Origin of the sequence: Methylosinus sp. KRF6, assembly GCF_018887255.1 — a bacterium.
In the GTDB taxonomy this organism is placed as follows: domain Bacteria; phylum Pseudomonadota; class Alphaproteobacteria; order Rhizobiales; family Beijerinckiaceae; genus Methylosinus; species Methylosinus sporium.
This window is the reverse complement of sequence record NZ_JAHLJF010000001.1, coordinates 2,941,702-2,955,016: the sequence shown is the minus strand read 5'-3', so window position 1 is coordinate 2,955,016 and position 13,315 is coordinate 2,941,702. Positions and strand designations below refer to the sequence as shown.

At 63.2% G+C, this 13,315-nt stretch carries 11 protein-coding genes; 2 read left to right on the top strand and 9 right to left on the bottom strand.

Annotation, left to right across the window (positions count from 1 at the left end; translation table 11 throughout):
• Positions 1–27 precede the first annotated feature (27 nt).
• The 3 genes from KP010_RS14110 to KP010_RS14100 form a co-directional block, all read right to left on the bottom strand.
• On the bottom strand, positions 28–1,014 hold the full coding sequence (locus KP010_RS14110; protein WP_142862198.1) for a sulfate ABC transporter substrate-binding protein: 987 nt from the start codon (positions 1,012–1,014) through the stop codon (positions 28–30).
• A 144-nt stretch (positions 1,015–1,158) separates the two neighbouring features.
• Positions 1,159–2,094 (bottom strand): extensin family protein, encoded by a 936-nt coding sequence (locus KP010_RS14105; RefSeq protein WP_142862177.1) that lies wholly within the window; start codon positions 2,092–2,094, stop codon positions 1,159–1,161.
• A gap of 152 nt (positions 2,095–2,246) precedes the next feature.
• Positions 2,247–2,735, bottom strand: coding sequence for a DUF2852 domain-containing protein (locus KP010_RS14100; RefSeq protein WP_108915252.1), 489 nt, complete (start codon positions 2,733–2,735; stop codon positions 2,247–2,249).
• Positions 2,736–2,939: 204 nt separating this feature from the next.
• Here KP010_RS14100 and clcA point away from each other — a divergent pair, with 204 nt between their 5' ends.
• The gene (gene clcA, locus KP010_RS14095; RefSeq protein ID WP_142862176.1) at positions 2,940–4,526 is read left to right on the top strand and encodes a H(+)/Cl(-) exchange transporter ClcA; all 1,587 of its coding nucleotides are present in this window, start codon (positions 2,940–2,942) and stop codon (positions 4,524–4,526) included.
• A gap of 95 nt (positions 4,527–4,621) precedes the next feature.
• On the opposite strand, the gene KP010_RS14090 is transcribed toward clcA, so the two are convergent.
• The 6 genes from KP010_RS14090 to KP010_RS14065 form a co-directional block, all read right to left on the bottom strand.
• The gene (locus KP010_RS14090; protein WP_142862175.1) at positions 4,622–5,233 is read right to left on the bottom strand and encodes a TetR/AcrR family transcriptional regulator; all 612 of its coding nucleotides are present in this window, start codon (positions 5,231–5,233) and stop codon (positions 4,622–4,624) included.
• A 128-nt stretch (positions 5,234–5,361) separates the two neighbouring features.
• Positions 5,362–6,054: a hypothetical protein gene (locus tag KP010_RS14085; RefSeq protein WP_142862174.1), complete on the bottom strand. Its 693-nt coding sequence runs from the start codon at positions 6,052–6,054 to the stop codon at positions 5,362–5,364.
• 164 nt (positions 6,055–6,218) lie between these two features.
• Positions 6,219–7,742 carry a SpoVR family protein gene (locus KP010_RS14080; RefSeq protein ID WP_216280976.1) on the bottom strand — a complete coding sequence of 508 codons (1,524 nt, stop codon included), beginning with the start codon at positions 7,740–7,742 and terminating at the stop codon, positions 6,219–6,221.
• A complete protein-coding gene (locus KP010_RS14075) occupies positions 7,742–9,049 on the bottom strand; it encodes a YeaH/YhbH family protein (RefSeq protein ID WP_166143561.1) in 1,308 nt (435 codons plus the stop codon). The genes KP010_RS14080 and KP010_RS14075 overlap by 1 nt, the downstream gene beginning before the upstream one ends.
• 33 nt (positions 9,050–9,082) lie before the next feature.
• On the bottom strand, positions 9,083–11,026 hold the full coding sequence (locus tag KP010_RS14070; RefSeq protein ID WP_108915256.1) for a PrkA family serine protein kinase: 1,944 nt from the start codon (positions 11,024–11,026) through the stop codon (positions 9,083–9,085).
• Between the two features lie 318 nt (positions 11,027–11,344).
• Complete coding sequence (locus KP010_RS14065; protein ID WP_142862171.1) at positions 11,345–11,788, bottom strand: Fur family transcriptional regulator; 444 nt, start codon at positions 11,786–11,788, stop codon at positions 11,345–11,347.
• Positions 11,789–11,953: 165 nt separating this feature from the next.
• On the opposite strand from KP010_RS14065, the gene KP010_RS14060 reads away from it, so the two are divergent.
• Positions 11,954–13,201: an argininosuccinate synthase gene (locus KP010_RS14060; RefSeq protein ID WP_142862170.1), complete on the top strand. Its 1,248-nt coding sequence runs from the start codon at positions 11,954–11,956 to the stop codon at positions 13,199–13,201.
• The last annotated feature ends 114 nt before the right edge of the window (positions 13,202–13,315 follow it).

The window sequence follows — 13,315 nt, the reverse complement described above, 5'->3', positions numbered from 1 at the left end:
GGAGGCGCTGGTCGCACGCCGCCGATGTCAGGGCTTCTGCATCTCGTCGAAGATGGCGCCGTCGACGAAGAATTTCTTCTGCGCCGCCGGCCAGCCGCCGAAGCTCTTGTCGATCGTCACCAGCTCGAGCTTGTGGAAGCGCTTCAAATCCTCGGGCGCCGCGAATTCCGGCCGCGACGGGCGATAGCCGTGCTTGGCGATGAGCGCCTGGCCGGCCGGCGTATAGAGAAAATCGAGATAGGCTTCCGCCGCCTTGCGCGTCCCCTTGGCGTCGACATTGCCGTCGACGATGGAGACGGCCGGCTCGGCGAGAATGGAGAGCGAGGGAACGACGATCTCGAATTTGTCCTTGGCGAATTCGCCGAGCGCGAGAAAGGCCTCGTTCTCCCAGGCGATGAGCACGTCGCCGAAGCCGCGCTGGGCGAAGGTCGTCGTCGAGCCGCGCGCGCCGGAGTCGAGCACGGGCGCGTTCTTGTAGATCGCCTTCACGAGCTCTTTCGTCTTGACCTCGTCGCCGTCGAACTTTTTCAGCCCATAGGCCCAGGCGGCGAGGAAATTCCAGCGCGCGCCGCCGCCGGTCTTGGGATTGGGCGCGACGACGACGACGCCGGGCTTGGCGAGATCGTCCCAATCCTTGATCTTCTTAGGATTGCCCTTGCGCACCAGCAGCACGATCGTCGAGGTGTAGGGCGAGGAATTATTGGGCAGGCGCTTCTGCCAATCGGACGGAATCTTGCCGGTCTTGCTCGCGATCGCGTCTATGTCATTGGCGAGAGCCAGCGTCACCACATCGGCGGCCAGCCCCTCTATGACAGACCGCGCCTGCGCGCCGGAGCCGCCATGCGAGGCTTGGATCTGCACGTCCTGGCCGGTCTTCTTCTTCCAATCGGCGGCGAAGGCCTTGTCGACGGCTTTGAACAATTCCCGCGTCGGATCATAGGAGACGTTGAGCAGGGTCTCGCAAGAGGCCTCGGTCGCGATACTCACGAAAAAGGCGAGGCCGATCGCGCGCATGAGCGTGCGGAACGGGAAAAGGCCGGAGGTCGTCTGCATGTCGCTCCTCGAATGACGATCATCAGTTACTCTATTGGATTGATATCCATATCGGCAAAGCAGAGTCGCGCGCAACCGGGCCGAGGGCGAAAAGCGCTTCGAAGGTCAGCGATTGCGGGGGCGGATGCTGGAGGTGATGTCCCAATCCTTGGGCGCGCCCTCCGCCGGGGCGAGCGCCGTTGGCCTCGGCCGAATGGGCGGCAAGGGAGCCGCCAGAATGAGGCTGTCATTGACGCCGCGCGAGGCCTGCGCCTGAAAGGCGGCGAGCGGCGGCTGGCCGCCGGGCGTGTCGACATCGTCGTCGTCCGGCCCATGGGCGACGAGCTGCGGGTCCTGCCCCGGCGGCGGCGAGACGTCGCGCGGAACCGGCTTGCAGATGCGCCGATCGCCATGACGCCCATGCATGGCGAGATCGACGTGAATATGATTGTAGTGGAAGGCGTTGGAGCCCGGCGACAGCACGGTGGTGAAATGCCGGCAGGAGCCGCCATGCACTTCGGCGAGAAAATCCTGCACCTGCTGATCGCCGCGCGTCCAATCGCGCACGATGGAGATTTCACGTCCGTCGGCGAGCACGAAGCCGCCTATGTCCAGCGCATTGCCGAAGGAATGTTCCGAGAGCGGCGCGCCGGCCTGGGCGTTCATGCCGCGGCAGGCGTAGGAGCCCATGGAATTGATCTGCGCCACCGGCTGGCCGAAGCGCGCCATGGCCGAGGGCTGCACGACGTCGGCGAGCCATTGGTCGAGCTCGGCCACCATGGAGCAATCGAGCGTCGCCCGTGCGTTGAAAGCGACGGCGCCGCCCTGCAACGCCGTGACTTTCAGCGGCCGTGTCATGCCGCAAATGCCGGGGCCGTCGATTTCCGGCGCGAATTGCACATAGGCGGAGGGCTGCACGCGCTTTTCGGCGAGGCAGGCGTTCTCCGCCTGCGCGCGCCAAGCCGGGCGCTGCGGCTTGGCCATGAAGCCGCAGCCCGACAGTCCCGCCGCGGCGAGCGGCGTCAGCAGGAGAAGCAGCAATGGCGTTACGCGACGAGCCATAGCCGCGACAATGGCGGGGGAGCGTTAACGCGGCGTCGAAAAGCTTGGTTAACGCCAACGCTTTCTCGGCTTTGCGGCCCGCGGCGACGACGAAAAAGCAGCGCCGCGGACGTCTTCGTCCGCGGCGCATTCGTCGAATTCGCGGGAGGCGATCAGCCCTGCGGCTGCTCGCGGTCGCGGCGCGCGCGCATGAAGGATTCGAACTCCGCGCGGTCGCGGGCGCGACGCAGCTCTTCGATATGCTCGGCGAATTCGCGCTCGGCTTCCGCGAGCTTGCGCCGCTCCTCCTCGAGGCGGGCGAGCTCGCTCTCGCGCCAATCGTCGAAGGCGACATTGCCCGAGGAACGCATGAAGCCGGGGCCGCGCCAGCCGCCCGAGGAGCGGCCGCTCTGCCGCCCGCTGGCCTCGTTCCAGCGAGCCTGGACATCGGCCGCGCGCTCCTGCGCGAAAGCGAAGAGATCGCCCTCATAGCCGAATTTGCGCTGCCAGACCTTGAAGAGGACGATAGCGAGCCCGATCGGCCAGAAGACGATGAAGCCGAGAACCATCGCGAAAATTTCGAGCGGCTTCCACGGCCGTCCGCAATCTCCGAAGCGATCTTGCGGATCGTAGCCCATGCGGGAGTGACGATGACAGCCCATATTAGGACTCTCCAGTTCCTTCGCCCATCGCAGGCGCGCGCGGACGATCCACGCGCCGCCGCTGCGATGTAAATGTAATATACATTAACATCACTGTTTCGCCAAGGGGTCCCCGCCATTGGTCCCCGCCATTTCGGCCGCCCTCATTTCGATTCCGGCGCGCCGGCGCGCTATGCTGCGCGCGGCTCTCTGGCGAATCGCATCATGCCCGAATTTTCCGAGGAGAACGCCCGCGCGCTCCTCGCTCTGGCGACCTTCGTCGGCGCTGCGGCGCTGCCTTTTCTGTTTCGCCTCGCCTTCGGCCGGCGCAGGCGCAAGGGTCGTTCGCGCGCTTTCGTCTCGGTCGCGCTCGCGCTCGGCCGGCAGCGACGCCTCGTGCTGCTGCGCACTGCCGGGGCCGAGCGGCTCCTCCTGCTCGGCGAAAAGAGCGATCTCGCCGTCGAAGCCGATGTCGCCGCCGCCGCGCCGCCGCCGGCCGAAGAGCCGCAAGAGCCCTCTCAGCTCCAGGGGCTGTTTCCGCTCGGCCTCGTCTCGCTCTTCGCCGGCGTCGCCGTGGGGACGCTCTGCGGCGCCTTCCGCCTCGCGCTGGACGCCGCCGGACGTTTGCGCTCCTCGATCCCCGATTGGTTCGCGGACCGCCCTCTGCTCGGCGTCGCGATCATGGCGGCGGGCGCGGCGCTCGCCGCGGGGCTCGCCGCCTTTCTGGTGCGCCGTTTTGTTCCGGCCGCGGTCGGCAGCGGCATTCCGCATGTCGAATCGGTGATCGACGGCGACGAGCCGCCTTCCCCGCCGCTGCTGCTGCCGGTGAAATTCGTCGGCGGCCTGTTGGCGATCGGCGCAGGCCTCGCGCTCGGCCGGGAGGGGCCCTCGGTGCAGATGGGCGCGACGCTCGCCCATCAGTTCGGCCGCTATTTCCGCTATGACTGGCGCGATCAGCAATCGCTGCTGGCCGCCGGAGCCGGAGCCGGGCTCGCCGCCGCCTTCAACGCCCCGCTCGCCGGCGCGGCCTTCGTGCTCGAGGAACTGCTGCGCCGCTTCGATATGCGCCACGCGACCATAGCGCTCGGCGCTTCGGTCGGCGCCATATCGGTGGTGCGATTGATGGACGGGCCGACTCCGGAGCTGAGCGTCGCCACACATTATCAGACCGGAACATTGGACGTTCCCCTCGGCCTCGCGCTCGGCGCCGCCATGGGGCTCGCCAGCCTCGCCTATAATCGCGCCATTCTCGGCGCGCTGGACATCGCCGATCGCTCGCGCTGGCCGGCCGAGACAAAAGCCGCGCTCGTCGGCGCCGGCGTCGGCGCCATCGGCTTTCTCGCGCCCGACCTCGTCGGCGGCGGCGATAATCTCACGCAAAAGACGCTGGACGGCGCCTTTGCGCTCGACGTTCTGCCGCTCGTCTTCGCATTGCGCTTCGCGCTCGGAGTCGTCTCCTATGCAGCAGGGACTCCCGGCGGCTTGTTCGCCCCGCTGCTGGCGCTGGGCGCCGAGATCGGCCTCTTCTTCGGCCTGCTGATCGCGGGCCTTTTCATTCCCGGCGAGGATGCGCAGGCGATGGGCATGAAATTCGCGCTCATCGGCATGGCGGCCTTTTTCGCCGCCGTGGTGCGCGCGCCGCTGACCGGCATGATACTCATCACCGAGATGACGGATAATTCCGAGCTTCTGCTGCCCATGCTGGCGGCCTGCTTTTCCGCAATGGCGATCGCCGCCGTCTGCCGCAACGAGCCGATCTACGACGCGCTGAAGGATCGCTCGGCGCGTCTCGCGCGGCGGGCGGAGACCTAGACTCTTTCCGAGTTTCATCGAAACACGGATACTCTAGGCTTTTGTTTTGCCGCGTTTCCAACGCCGAACCGGCGTCCACTTCGGCTGGAAACGCCCTAACCTTCCGCGCGGCGGACGGCGGCCTCCATCAGATTGCGCGCGGCGGCGTCGAGCACCGGCTCGGGATCGAGCCCCTTGGCGGCGTCGAGATGGCCGGAGATGGACAGCATGGCGACGCCATGGGCGAGCGCCCAGAGCTGCAGCGCCAGCTTGCGCGCGCCCTGCGCCGGCGCTCCGCGCTGCTGGAGAAAGGCGACCACCGAGCGCCAGAGGATTTCCAGCGCATGATCGGCGGCGTCGGCGGAGGGCTCGCTCGCCAGCGTCGCCGCCGAGCCGAACATTGCGGCATAGAGGCCCGGCTCCTCGCGGGCGAAGGCGAGATAGGCCGCGCACATGCGCCACATGGCGGCGGCGGCGTCGGGGCGCCCTTCGTCCCAGGCTTTCTCGATCGCCGCGCCGAAGGAGAGAAAGCCGCGGCGCGCGACCTCGTTCAGCAAATCCTCGCGGCTGGCGAAATGGCGATAGGGCGCGGCCGCGGTCACGCCGACGCGCTTGGCCGCCTCGCCGAGGCTGAGATTGGCCGGCCCGCCTTCCGCCAGCAGCTCGAGCGCAGCCTCGACCAGCGCCTCCTTGAGGGCGCCATGGTGATATTTGCGCTTGATGGTCATTCCAGGCGGCGTGCGTCGTGGCGAAAAGTTCGGCGCAGGGGTCGCACAGATGGGCGAGGAAGGGAAGTGCGTGCTCAACCGAGATGGGCTGTCCGCAGCTTCCTCAGTCCACCAAGTGGATTATCTCTTCAAAACCAAGCCATGCCCGACGGGCGATTAGTGAGAATAGACCGGCCTGTGAGATGGTTGATAAATTCACCAACATGGAAATCGAAATATTCTGTAATTCTCGTGATGTCGCCACCTTGCTGCACCGTCAGAGATGGCGCATAGAAAAGATGACCACCAAACTTCTCGGGCCTCATCGTTGCAATTGGCGTTAGAACTCCTTTATCCGGAGATCTATAATTAATTAGCTTCCAGATAGTTGTTACAGAAAAATGCATGAAGTCTATTTGCTTAAAATTTAAATCATCTCTTGCGTCAGGCCGAAAAAATCTGACAGCTGGAGAGGACACGAAATTTGAAAAAACAAGAGTTTGCAATATCGGATTATATTCACCAATATATATTTCTGTTGCCCGTCTTTTTGATGGAATAAAGCAGTCTGCGCTCATATCTGGCATCATTCTCGAAAAAATTGGACAAAAGTTAATATTTTTCTTAATGCAATTTGTGACGCAATGCGTCTCTATTTTTTCTCCATTCACAAGAGATTTAGTCTGTTTTATCTTATTTAGACCATCCTTGCTATCGTTGCTTCGATGAAGTGAAAATCGATTTTCGCTTGTTGTCGTACCAATTAGGTCAGCAGAGCTATTAAAATGTAGGGGAGCACATTTGACATTGATTATCACGTCACCGCTACGCTGCTCGTACATAGAAAGTATCGATCTGTCTAGACCATTAACTTTAAACATTAGTTTAACATTCATCATTTGTAAGCCTATGCCCCCAACTTTAACCTATAAGACGCCTTGTAAAACTTGCTTATGACCGCGGCCAATTACCGTTGACCTATAATAAGGGCTGCCTTCCCCCGTGCTCACCCCGCCTCCGGTCGCACCATATGCTCTTTGAGCACCTGCTCGGTGCCGGCGTCGATCTCTTGCAGCAGCACCTCGTAGCCCCAGAGATTGGCGAGATGCCCGAGCACCATTGCGGCGTTGGTCAGCTCCAGCATCTTGCCGTCGCGCACGCGATGATGCAGCACGAGCTTGCGATTGCCGGCGAGATCGACATCGACGATCTGAATGTCCGGCGCATAGCCGCCGACGTCATATTGCGCGGAGAGGCTGCGGCGCAGATCGCGATAGCCGCGCTCATTATGGATCGCCGACACCTCGAGATTCGGCTGCTCGCGATCGTCGACGACATGGAACAGCCGCCAATTGCGAATGAGCCGCGGGCTCAGGAATTGCGCGATAAAGCTGTCGTCGCGATAATTCGCCCAGACATGGCGCAGCACTTCCATCTCGTCGCCGGTTCCGGCGATCTCGGGGAACCAATAGCGGTCCTCCTCGGTCGGCTCGCGCACGATGCGCTCTATGTCGCGCATCATGTCGAAGCCGAGCGCATAAGGATTTATGCCGCTATAGGAAGGGCTGTCGTAGAAGGGCTGCCGCGTGGCGTTGGTGTGCGAGGTGAGAAACTCGAGGAAGCTGCCGTCGTCGATCTGTCCCGTCTCGTGCAGGCGGCCCAGCAGACGATAATGGCAATAGGTGGCGCAGCCCTCGTTCATCACCTTGGTCTGCTGCTGCGGATAGAAATATTGCGCGATGAGCCGCACGATGCGCAGCACCTCGCGCTGCCAGGGTTTTAGACGCGGCGCGGCCTTCTCGAGGAAATAGAGGATGTTCTCCTGCGGCAGGCCGAGCAGGGCGCGGCGCTTGTCGCCCGCCATCTGCTTTGCGCCGCGCGCGCGGCCGGGCACGGTGCGCCAGAGATCGTCATAGACGCGCTCGCGCTCCTCCTTGCGATCCTGCTCGCGCTTCTCCTCCATATGGAGATTGAGCGGACGCTTGCGCGGATAGCGGTCTATGCCTTGCGGCATCAGCGCATGGGCGGCGTCGAGCAGGCGCTCCACTTCCGCATGGCCGTAGCGCTCCTCGCAATTGGCGATATAGGCCTTGGCGAAAGAGAGATAGTCGAGAATGCCTTCGGGATCGGTCCATTGCCGGAACTGGTAATTATGCTTGAAGAAGTGATTATGGCCGAAGGCGGCGTGCGCGATCACCAACGTCTGCATAGTGGCGGAATTCTCCTCCATTATGTAGCTGATGCAGGGATCGGCGTTGATCACGATCTCATAAGCGAGGCCTTGCAGCCCCATGCGATAAATGCCCTCGTGCTGGGCGAAGCGCTTGCCGAACGACCAATGCTTGTAGAAGAGCGGCATTCCGGTCGAGGCATAGGCGTCGAGCATCTGCTCGGCGGTGATGATCTCGATCTGATTGGCGAATGTGTCGAGGCCGAGCTCCTTGTGCGCAATGTCCGCGACCGCGTCGTGGATGCGCTGGATCGTGCCGAAATCCCAGTCCTTGCCTTCATAGAGCAGCTCGCCGCGCATCAGCCGACCTCCGCCGTCTTGGCCACGCGCCGCTGAAACAATTGCCGGAACACGGAATAAATATGCTCGCGCCGCGAGACTCGCCGCATCTGGAATTTCTCATTTTCCTTTTGCAGCGCGGCATAGGTGAGCCACAGCGAGCTCTGCCCGTGATGCGGCACATAGCCATGCGTCTCGGCATTCGGCCCGCTCACTTCCACATAGGCGAAATATTGGCACAGCGGCAGAATGTGATTTTGCAGCAATTCGCGCGTCTGCGGATTGTCGCTGGAGAGATTGTCGCCGTCGGACGCCTGCGCGGCGTATATGTTCCAGACGCCGGGATCATAGCGCTCGCGAATGACCTTCAGCATCTCCTGCAGCGCGGAGGAGACCATTGTGCCGCCGGTCTCGGCGGAGCGGAAGAATGTGTCCTCGTCCACCTCGCCGGCGCGATCCGTATGGCGGATGAAGACGATCTCGACGCGCTTGTAGCGGCGCGTCAAAAACACATGCAGCAGCATGAAGAAGCGCTTGGCGAGATCCTTCATATGCTCGGTCATGGAGCCGGAGACGTCCATGAGGCAGAACATCACCGCCTGCGTCACCGGCTTGGGAAAACGCTCGAAGCGGCGATAGCGCAGATCGATGGGATCGAGATAGGAGATGCGCGCCCTTTTGTGGCGCAGCGCCTCGAGCTCGGCGGAAAGGCGCTCGACCTCCGCCTCGTCGCGGCTCTGCGCCTCCGCGAGGCGGCGCTCGAGATCGTCGACCGCCGATTGCTTGGGACGCTTCAGCGCGATGCGGCGCGAGAGCGATGTTTGCAGCGTGCGATGCAGCGCGAGATTGGCCGGCGTTCCCGTGGTGGTGTAGCCGGCGCGGCGCAGCCCTTCCTTCTCTGTCTGCGCGACGCGTCTTTTGGCGAGATCGGGCAGCTCGAGATCGTCGAGGAATATGCTCAAAAATTCGTCACGTGTCAGGATGAAGCGAAAAGCGTCCTCCTGGCCGTCGCCGCGGCCGACCTGTCCGCCGGAGCCGTCGCCATCGCCCTCGCCACGCGGACGCTCGATGAGATCGCCCTCGACATAATCCTTGTTGCCGGGCAGCACGAGATCGCGCCGCGAGCCTTGCGTATGGCGGAAAGTGGGCTCGCGCGTGCCCTCGGAGGGAATGGAAATCTCTCCGGGGCTATCGAGGTCGCCGATCGCGCGGTCCTTGCTCGCCTCGCGAACCGCCTTCTCCACCATATCCTTGGCGCGGCGCAAGAAGCGCTGGCGGTTCGCGAAGCTCTTGCCTCCGGGATTGAGCCGACGATCGACGATGTGCATCGTTCCATCACCCGTTCTTCGCCGGCGCTGCGTTCAGCCGGCCTGCTTTACACGCATGTACCACTCGACCAGACGGCGCACCTGGCGCTCCGTATAGCCGCGAGCCATCATGCGGCTTACGAATTCTGCATGTTTTTTTTCTGTCTGCGTGTCTTTTTTCGATCCGAAGGAAATGACCGGCAGCAGCTCCTCGACTTGCGAGAACATGCGCCGCTCGATGACGTCGCGGATCTTCTCATAGCTCGCCCAGGAGGGATTGCGCCCCTCGTTCGCCGCGCGCCAGCGCAGCGCGAACTTCACCACCTCATTGCGGAAGTCCTTGGGATTGGCGATGCCCGCGGGCTTCTCGATCTTGGTCAGCTCCTGATTCAGCAGGTCACGGTCGAGCATTTGGCCGGTGTCCGGATCCTTGAAGTCCTGATCCTCGATCCAGGCGTCGGCGTAGTCGATATAGCGGTCGAACAGATTCTGGCCGTAATCCTGATAGGACTCCAGATAGGCCTTTTGAATCTCATTGCCGATGAATTCGGCGTAACGCGGCGCGAGCTCGGCCTTGATGAACTCGAGATAGCGCTTCTCGGTCTCCGGCGGCATCTGATCGCGGCGCAGCGACTGCTCCAGCACATACATGAGATGCACGGGATCGGCCGCGACCTCGACCGTGTCGTGATTGAAGGTCGCCGCCAACACTTTGAAAGCGAAGCGTGTGGAGCAGCCGTCCATGCCCTCGTCGACGCCGGCGGCGTCCTTGTACTCGAGCATACTGCGCGCGCGGGGGTCCACCTCCCGCAGGCTCTCGCCGTCATAGACTCGCATTTTGGAGAAGAGATTGGAGTTCTCATGCGGCTTCAGCCGCGAGAGCACGATGAAGCGCGCGAGCATCTCCAGCGTGCTCGGCGCGCAGCTCGCCTCGGCGAGCTCCGAGCCGCGCAGCAGCTTCTCGTAGATATGCTGCTCCTCCGTCACCCGCAGGCAATAAGGCACCTTGATCACATAGATGCGATCGATGAAGGCCTCATTGTTGCGGTTGTTCTTGAAGCTCTGCCATTCCGCCTCGTTGGAATGGGCCATGACGATGCCGGAGAAGGGAATTGCGCCGATATTCTCGGTGCCGATGTAATTTCCCTCCTGCGTCGCCGTCAGCAGAGGATGCAGCATCTTGATCGGGGCCTTGAACATCTCGACGAATTCGAGCAGGCCCTGATTGGCGCGATTGAGGCCGCCGGAATAGCTGTAGGCGTCCGGGTCCGCCTGCGCGAGATTCTCGAGCTTGCGAATGTCCACCTTGCCGACGAGCGAGGAGATGTCCTGATTATTCTCGTCGCCCGGCTCGGTCTTGGCGATGGCGATCTGGCGCAGGCGCGAGGGCGTGATCTTCACCACGGTGAATTTGGTGATGTCGCCGCCGAATTCGTCGAGACGCTTGAGGCACCAGGGGCTCATCAGCCCGGTGAGCCGCCGGCGCGGAATGCCGTAGCGCTCCTCGAGCATGTCGCCCGCGATCGCCGGGTCGAAGAGGCCGAGCGGGCTCTCGAAGACGGGCGAGAGCTCGTCGCCGGCCTTGAGCACATAGATCGGATCGATCTCCATCAACGCCTTGAGGCGCTCGGCGAGCGAGGATTTGCCGCCGCCGACCGGGCCGAGCAGATAGAGGATCTGCTTGCGCTCCTCGAGCCCCTGCGCCGCATGGCGGAAGAAGCTGACGATCCGCTCGATCGTCTCCTCCATGCCGAAGAATTCGGCGAAGGCGGGATAGACGCGAATGGTGCGGTTCATGAAGATGCGGCCGAGCCTAGGGTCGCGCGAGGTGTCGATCAGCTCCGGCTCGCCGATCGCGTCGAGAATGCGCTCCGCCGCGCTCGCATAGGTCTTCGGATTTTCGCGGCATAGGTCGAGATAGTCGGAGAGCGTCATCTCGACCGCCCGTCTGCCTCTGTAGCTCCGCGCAAAATCCGCAAAAACGTCCGAGTTCGTCATGGGGCACCTGTCGCTGGAGCGCTATGGCTCACGATCATCGAGACGGCGCGAACACATCGGCCGCCCTCTCGTCTTCGCCGTCGACCGCCCCACCCCTGTCGACTGGTCCAGGACCGAGTTCGGGAGTTTCGTGGCAAGGTTCATGCCGGTCGCGGCGGGAAGCCTTATCCTCATATGAGCATCGATCGTCGCTCAGGGTAGACGTAACGGTGGATTCCCTCATCAATTGGGGCGCGACCAACGATATTGACGAAGATCGGCGCACGCGTCGACACTAATCCTTCGTCCGATGGTAAAGTTCTCGAGCAGAAGCGGCCTTCAGCCCTCCTTTCGCTCCGCGGCGGCGCAGCAGCGCCCGCACAGGCCCGCGATCTCGACGACGCGCGTGCGCGGCTGGAAGCCGGCCGCCGCCGTGAGCCCGGCGAGGCCGCTGGTCAGCTCGGGGGAGGTCGCCTCGCTCACCTCGCCGCATTCGTCGCAGATGAGGAAGATCACCGGCTCGCCGGCCTCATGCGCATGGCCGCAGACCACGAAAGCGTTGCGGGAGGCCAGCCGATGGGCGAGGCCCTGGTCCAGCAGATAGCCGAGCGCGCGATAGACGGAGATCGGCGCCGGGCGCTTGCCCTTCTCATCGGCGAGAAGATCGATCATCTCATAGGCGCCGACCGGGCGGTTCGCCTTGATGAGAATGTCCAGCGCGGCGCGGCGCGCCGGCGTGAGGCCCCGCGCCGTCGTTCCGGGCGCCGCTCGCTTGGTGGTCATGCGCCATTGTAGCGCGTCGCGGCCGCGCTGACGAGAGTGCGCCGGTGGTCACGCGCCGACTGTCGATAAGCTGTCGATAGCTCCGGCTTGCGCGCGCGCGGCGCGCCTCTATAGTCGCGGCGCGATGCGCGCCCGCGCGAGGCGGCGCCGAAAGAAGAATCTCGAATGACCCGCTCCAAGAAAGACATCAAACGCGTCGTTCTCGCCTATTCCGGCGGCCTCGACACCTCGATCATCCTCAAATGGCTGCAGACGACCTATGGCTGCGAGGTGGTGACATTCACCGCCGACCTCGGCCAGGGCGAGGAATTGGAGCCCGCCCGCGCCAAGGCCGAGCTGCTGGGTGTCAAGCCCGAGCATATTTTCATCGAGGATCTGCGCGAGGAGTTCGTCCGCGACTTCGTCTTCCCCATGTTCCGCGCCAACGCCCAATATGAGGGGCTCTATCTGCTCGGAACCTCGATCGCCCGCCCGCTCATCGCCAAGAAGCAGATCGAGATCGCCCGCAGGCTCGGCGCCGACGCCGTCTGCCACGGCGCCACCGGCAAGGGCAACGACCAGGTCCGCTTCGAGCTCGGCTATTATGCGCTGGAGCCGGACATCACCGTCATCGCCCCCTGGCGCGAATGGGATTTGACCTCCCGCACCGCGCTCATCGATTTCGCCGAGAAGAACCAGATTCCGATCGCCAAGGACAAGCGCGGCGACGCGCCCTTCTCGGTCGACGCCAATCTTCTGCACACCTCCTCGGAGGGCAAGGTGCTCGAGGATCCGGCGGAGGAAGTGCCGGATTATGTCTATTCCCGCACCATCGATCCCGAAAAGGCGCCGGACGTCCCGCAATATGTCACCATCGATTTCGAGAAGGGCGACGCCGTCGCCGTCGATGGCGCAGCGCTCTCGCCGGCCGCCCTGCTGACCAAGCTCAACGAGCTCGGCCGCGCCCATGGCATAGGCCGGCTCGATCTCGTCGAGAACCGCTTCGTCGGCATCAAATCGCGCGGCATGTACGAGACTCCCGGCGGCGCCATCCTGCTCATCGCCCATCGCGGCATAGAGAGCGTGACGCTGGACCGCGGCGCGGCGCATCTGAAAGACGAGATCATGCCGAAATACGCCGAGCTGATCTACAATGGCTTCTGGTTCGCCCCGGAGCGCGAGATGCTGCAGGCCTTGATCGACAAGAGCCAGGAGTTCGTCACTGGCCGCGTGCGGCTGAAGCTCTACAAGGGCTCTGTCCATGTCGTCGGCCGCGAGAGCCCCTATTCGCTGTACGATAAGGAGCTCGTCACCTTCGAGGAGGGCGCGGTGGCCTATGACCATCGCGACGCCGAGGGCTTCATCAAGCTCAACGCGCTGCGCCTGCGCACGCTGGCCAAGCGCGGCGCCCGCGGCGCGAAGGAAAAGCCCTGAGCGGTCGCCTGCGACGAAAGCTGGAGCATTTTGGCGCGGAAATGCTCTAGCCTCCACGACTTCGCCTTCGAGAACTCGAGAAACGGTCGCACTATATGAGGAAATTCGGCTTCG

Coding starts and splice junctions, on each gene's coding strand:
- KP010_RS14110 (WP_142862198.1), bottom strand. CDS start 1,014: ATGCGCGCGATCGGCCTCGCCTTTTTCGTGAGTATCGCGACCGAGGCC.
- KP010_RS14105 (WP_142862177.1), bottom strand. CDS start 2,094: ATGGCTCGTCGCGTAACGCCATTGCTGCTTCTCCTGCTGACGCCGCTC.
- KP010_RS14100 (WP_108915252.1), bottom strand. CDS start 2,735: ATGGGCTGTCATCGTCACTCCCGCATGGGCTACGATCCGCAAGATCGC.
- clcA (WP_142862176.1), top strand. CDS start 2,940: ATGCCCGAATTTTCCGAGGAGAACGCCCGCGCGCTCCTCGCTCTGGCG.
- KP010_RS14090 (WP_142862175.1), bottom strand. CDS start 5,233: ATGACCATCAAGCGCAAATATCACCATGGCGCCCTCAAGGAGGCGCTG.
- KP010_RS14085 (WP_142862174.1), bottom strand. CDS start 6,054: ATGTACGAGCAGCGTAGCGGTGACGTGATAATCAATGTCAAATGTGCT.
- KP010_RS14080 (WP_216280976.1), bottom strand. CDS start 7,742: ATGCGCGGCGAGCTGCTCTATGAAGGCAAGGACTGGGATTTCGGCACG.
- KP010_RS14075 (WP_166143561.1), bottom strand. CDS start 9,049: ATGCACATCGTCGATCGTCGGCTCAATCCCGGAGGCAAGAGCTTCGCG.
- KP010_RS14070 (WP_108915256.1), bottom strand. CDS start 11,026: ATGACGAACTCGGACGTTTTTGCGGATTTTGCGCGGAGCTACAGAGGC.
- KP010_RS14065 (WP_142862171.1), bottom strand. CDS start 11,788: ATGACCACCAAGCGAGCGGCGCCCGGAACGACGGCGCGGGGCCTCACG.
- KP010_RS14060 (WP_142862170.1), top strand. CDS start 11,954: ATGACCCGCTCCAAGAAAGACATCAAACGCGTCGTTCTCGCCTATTCC.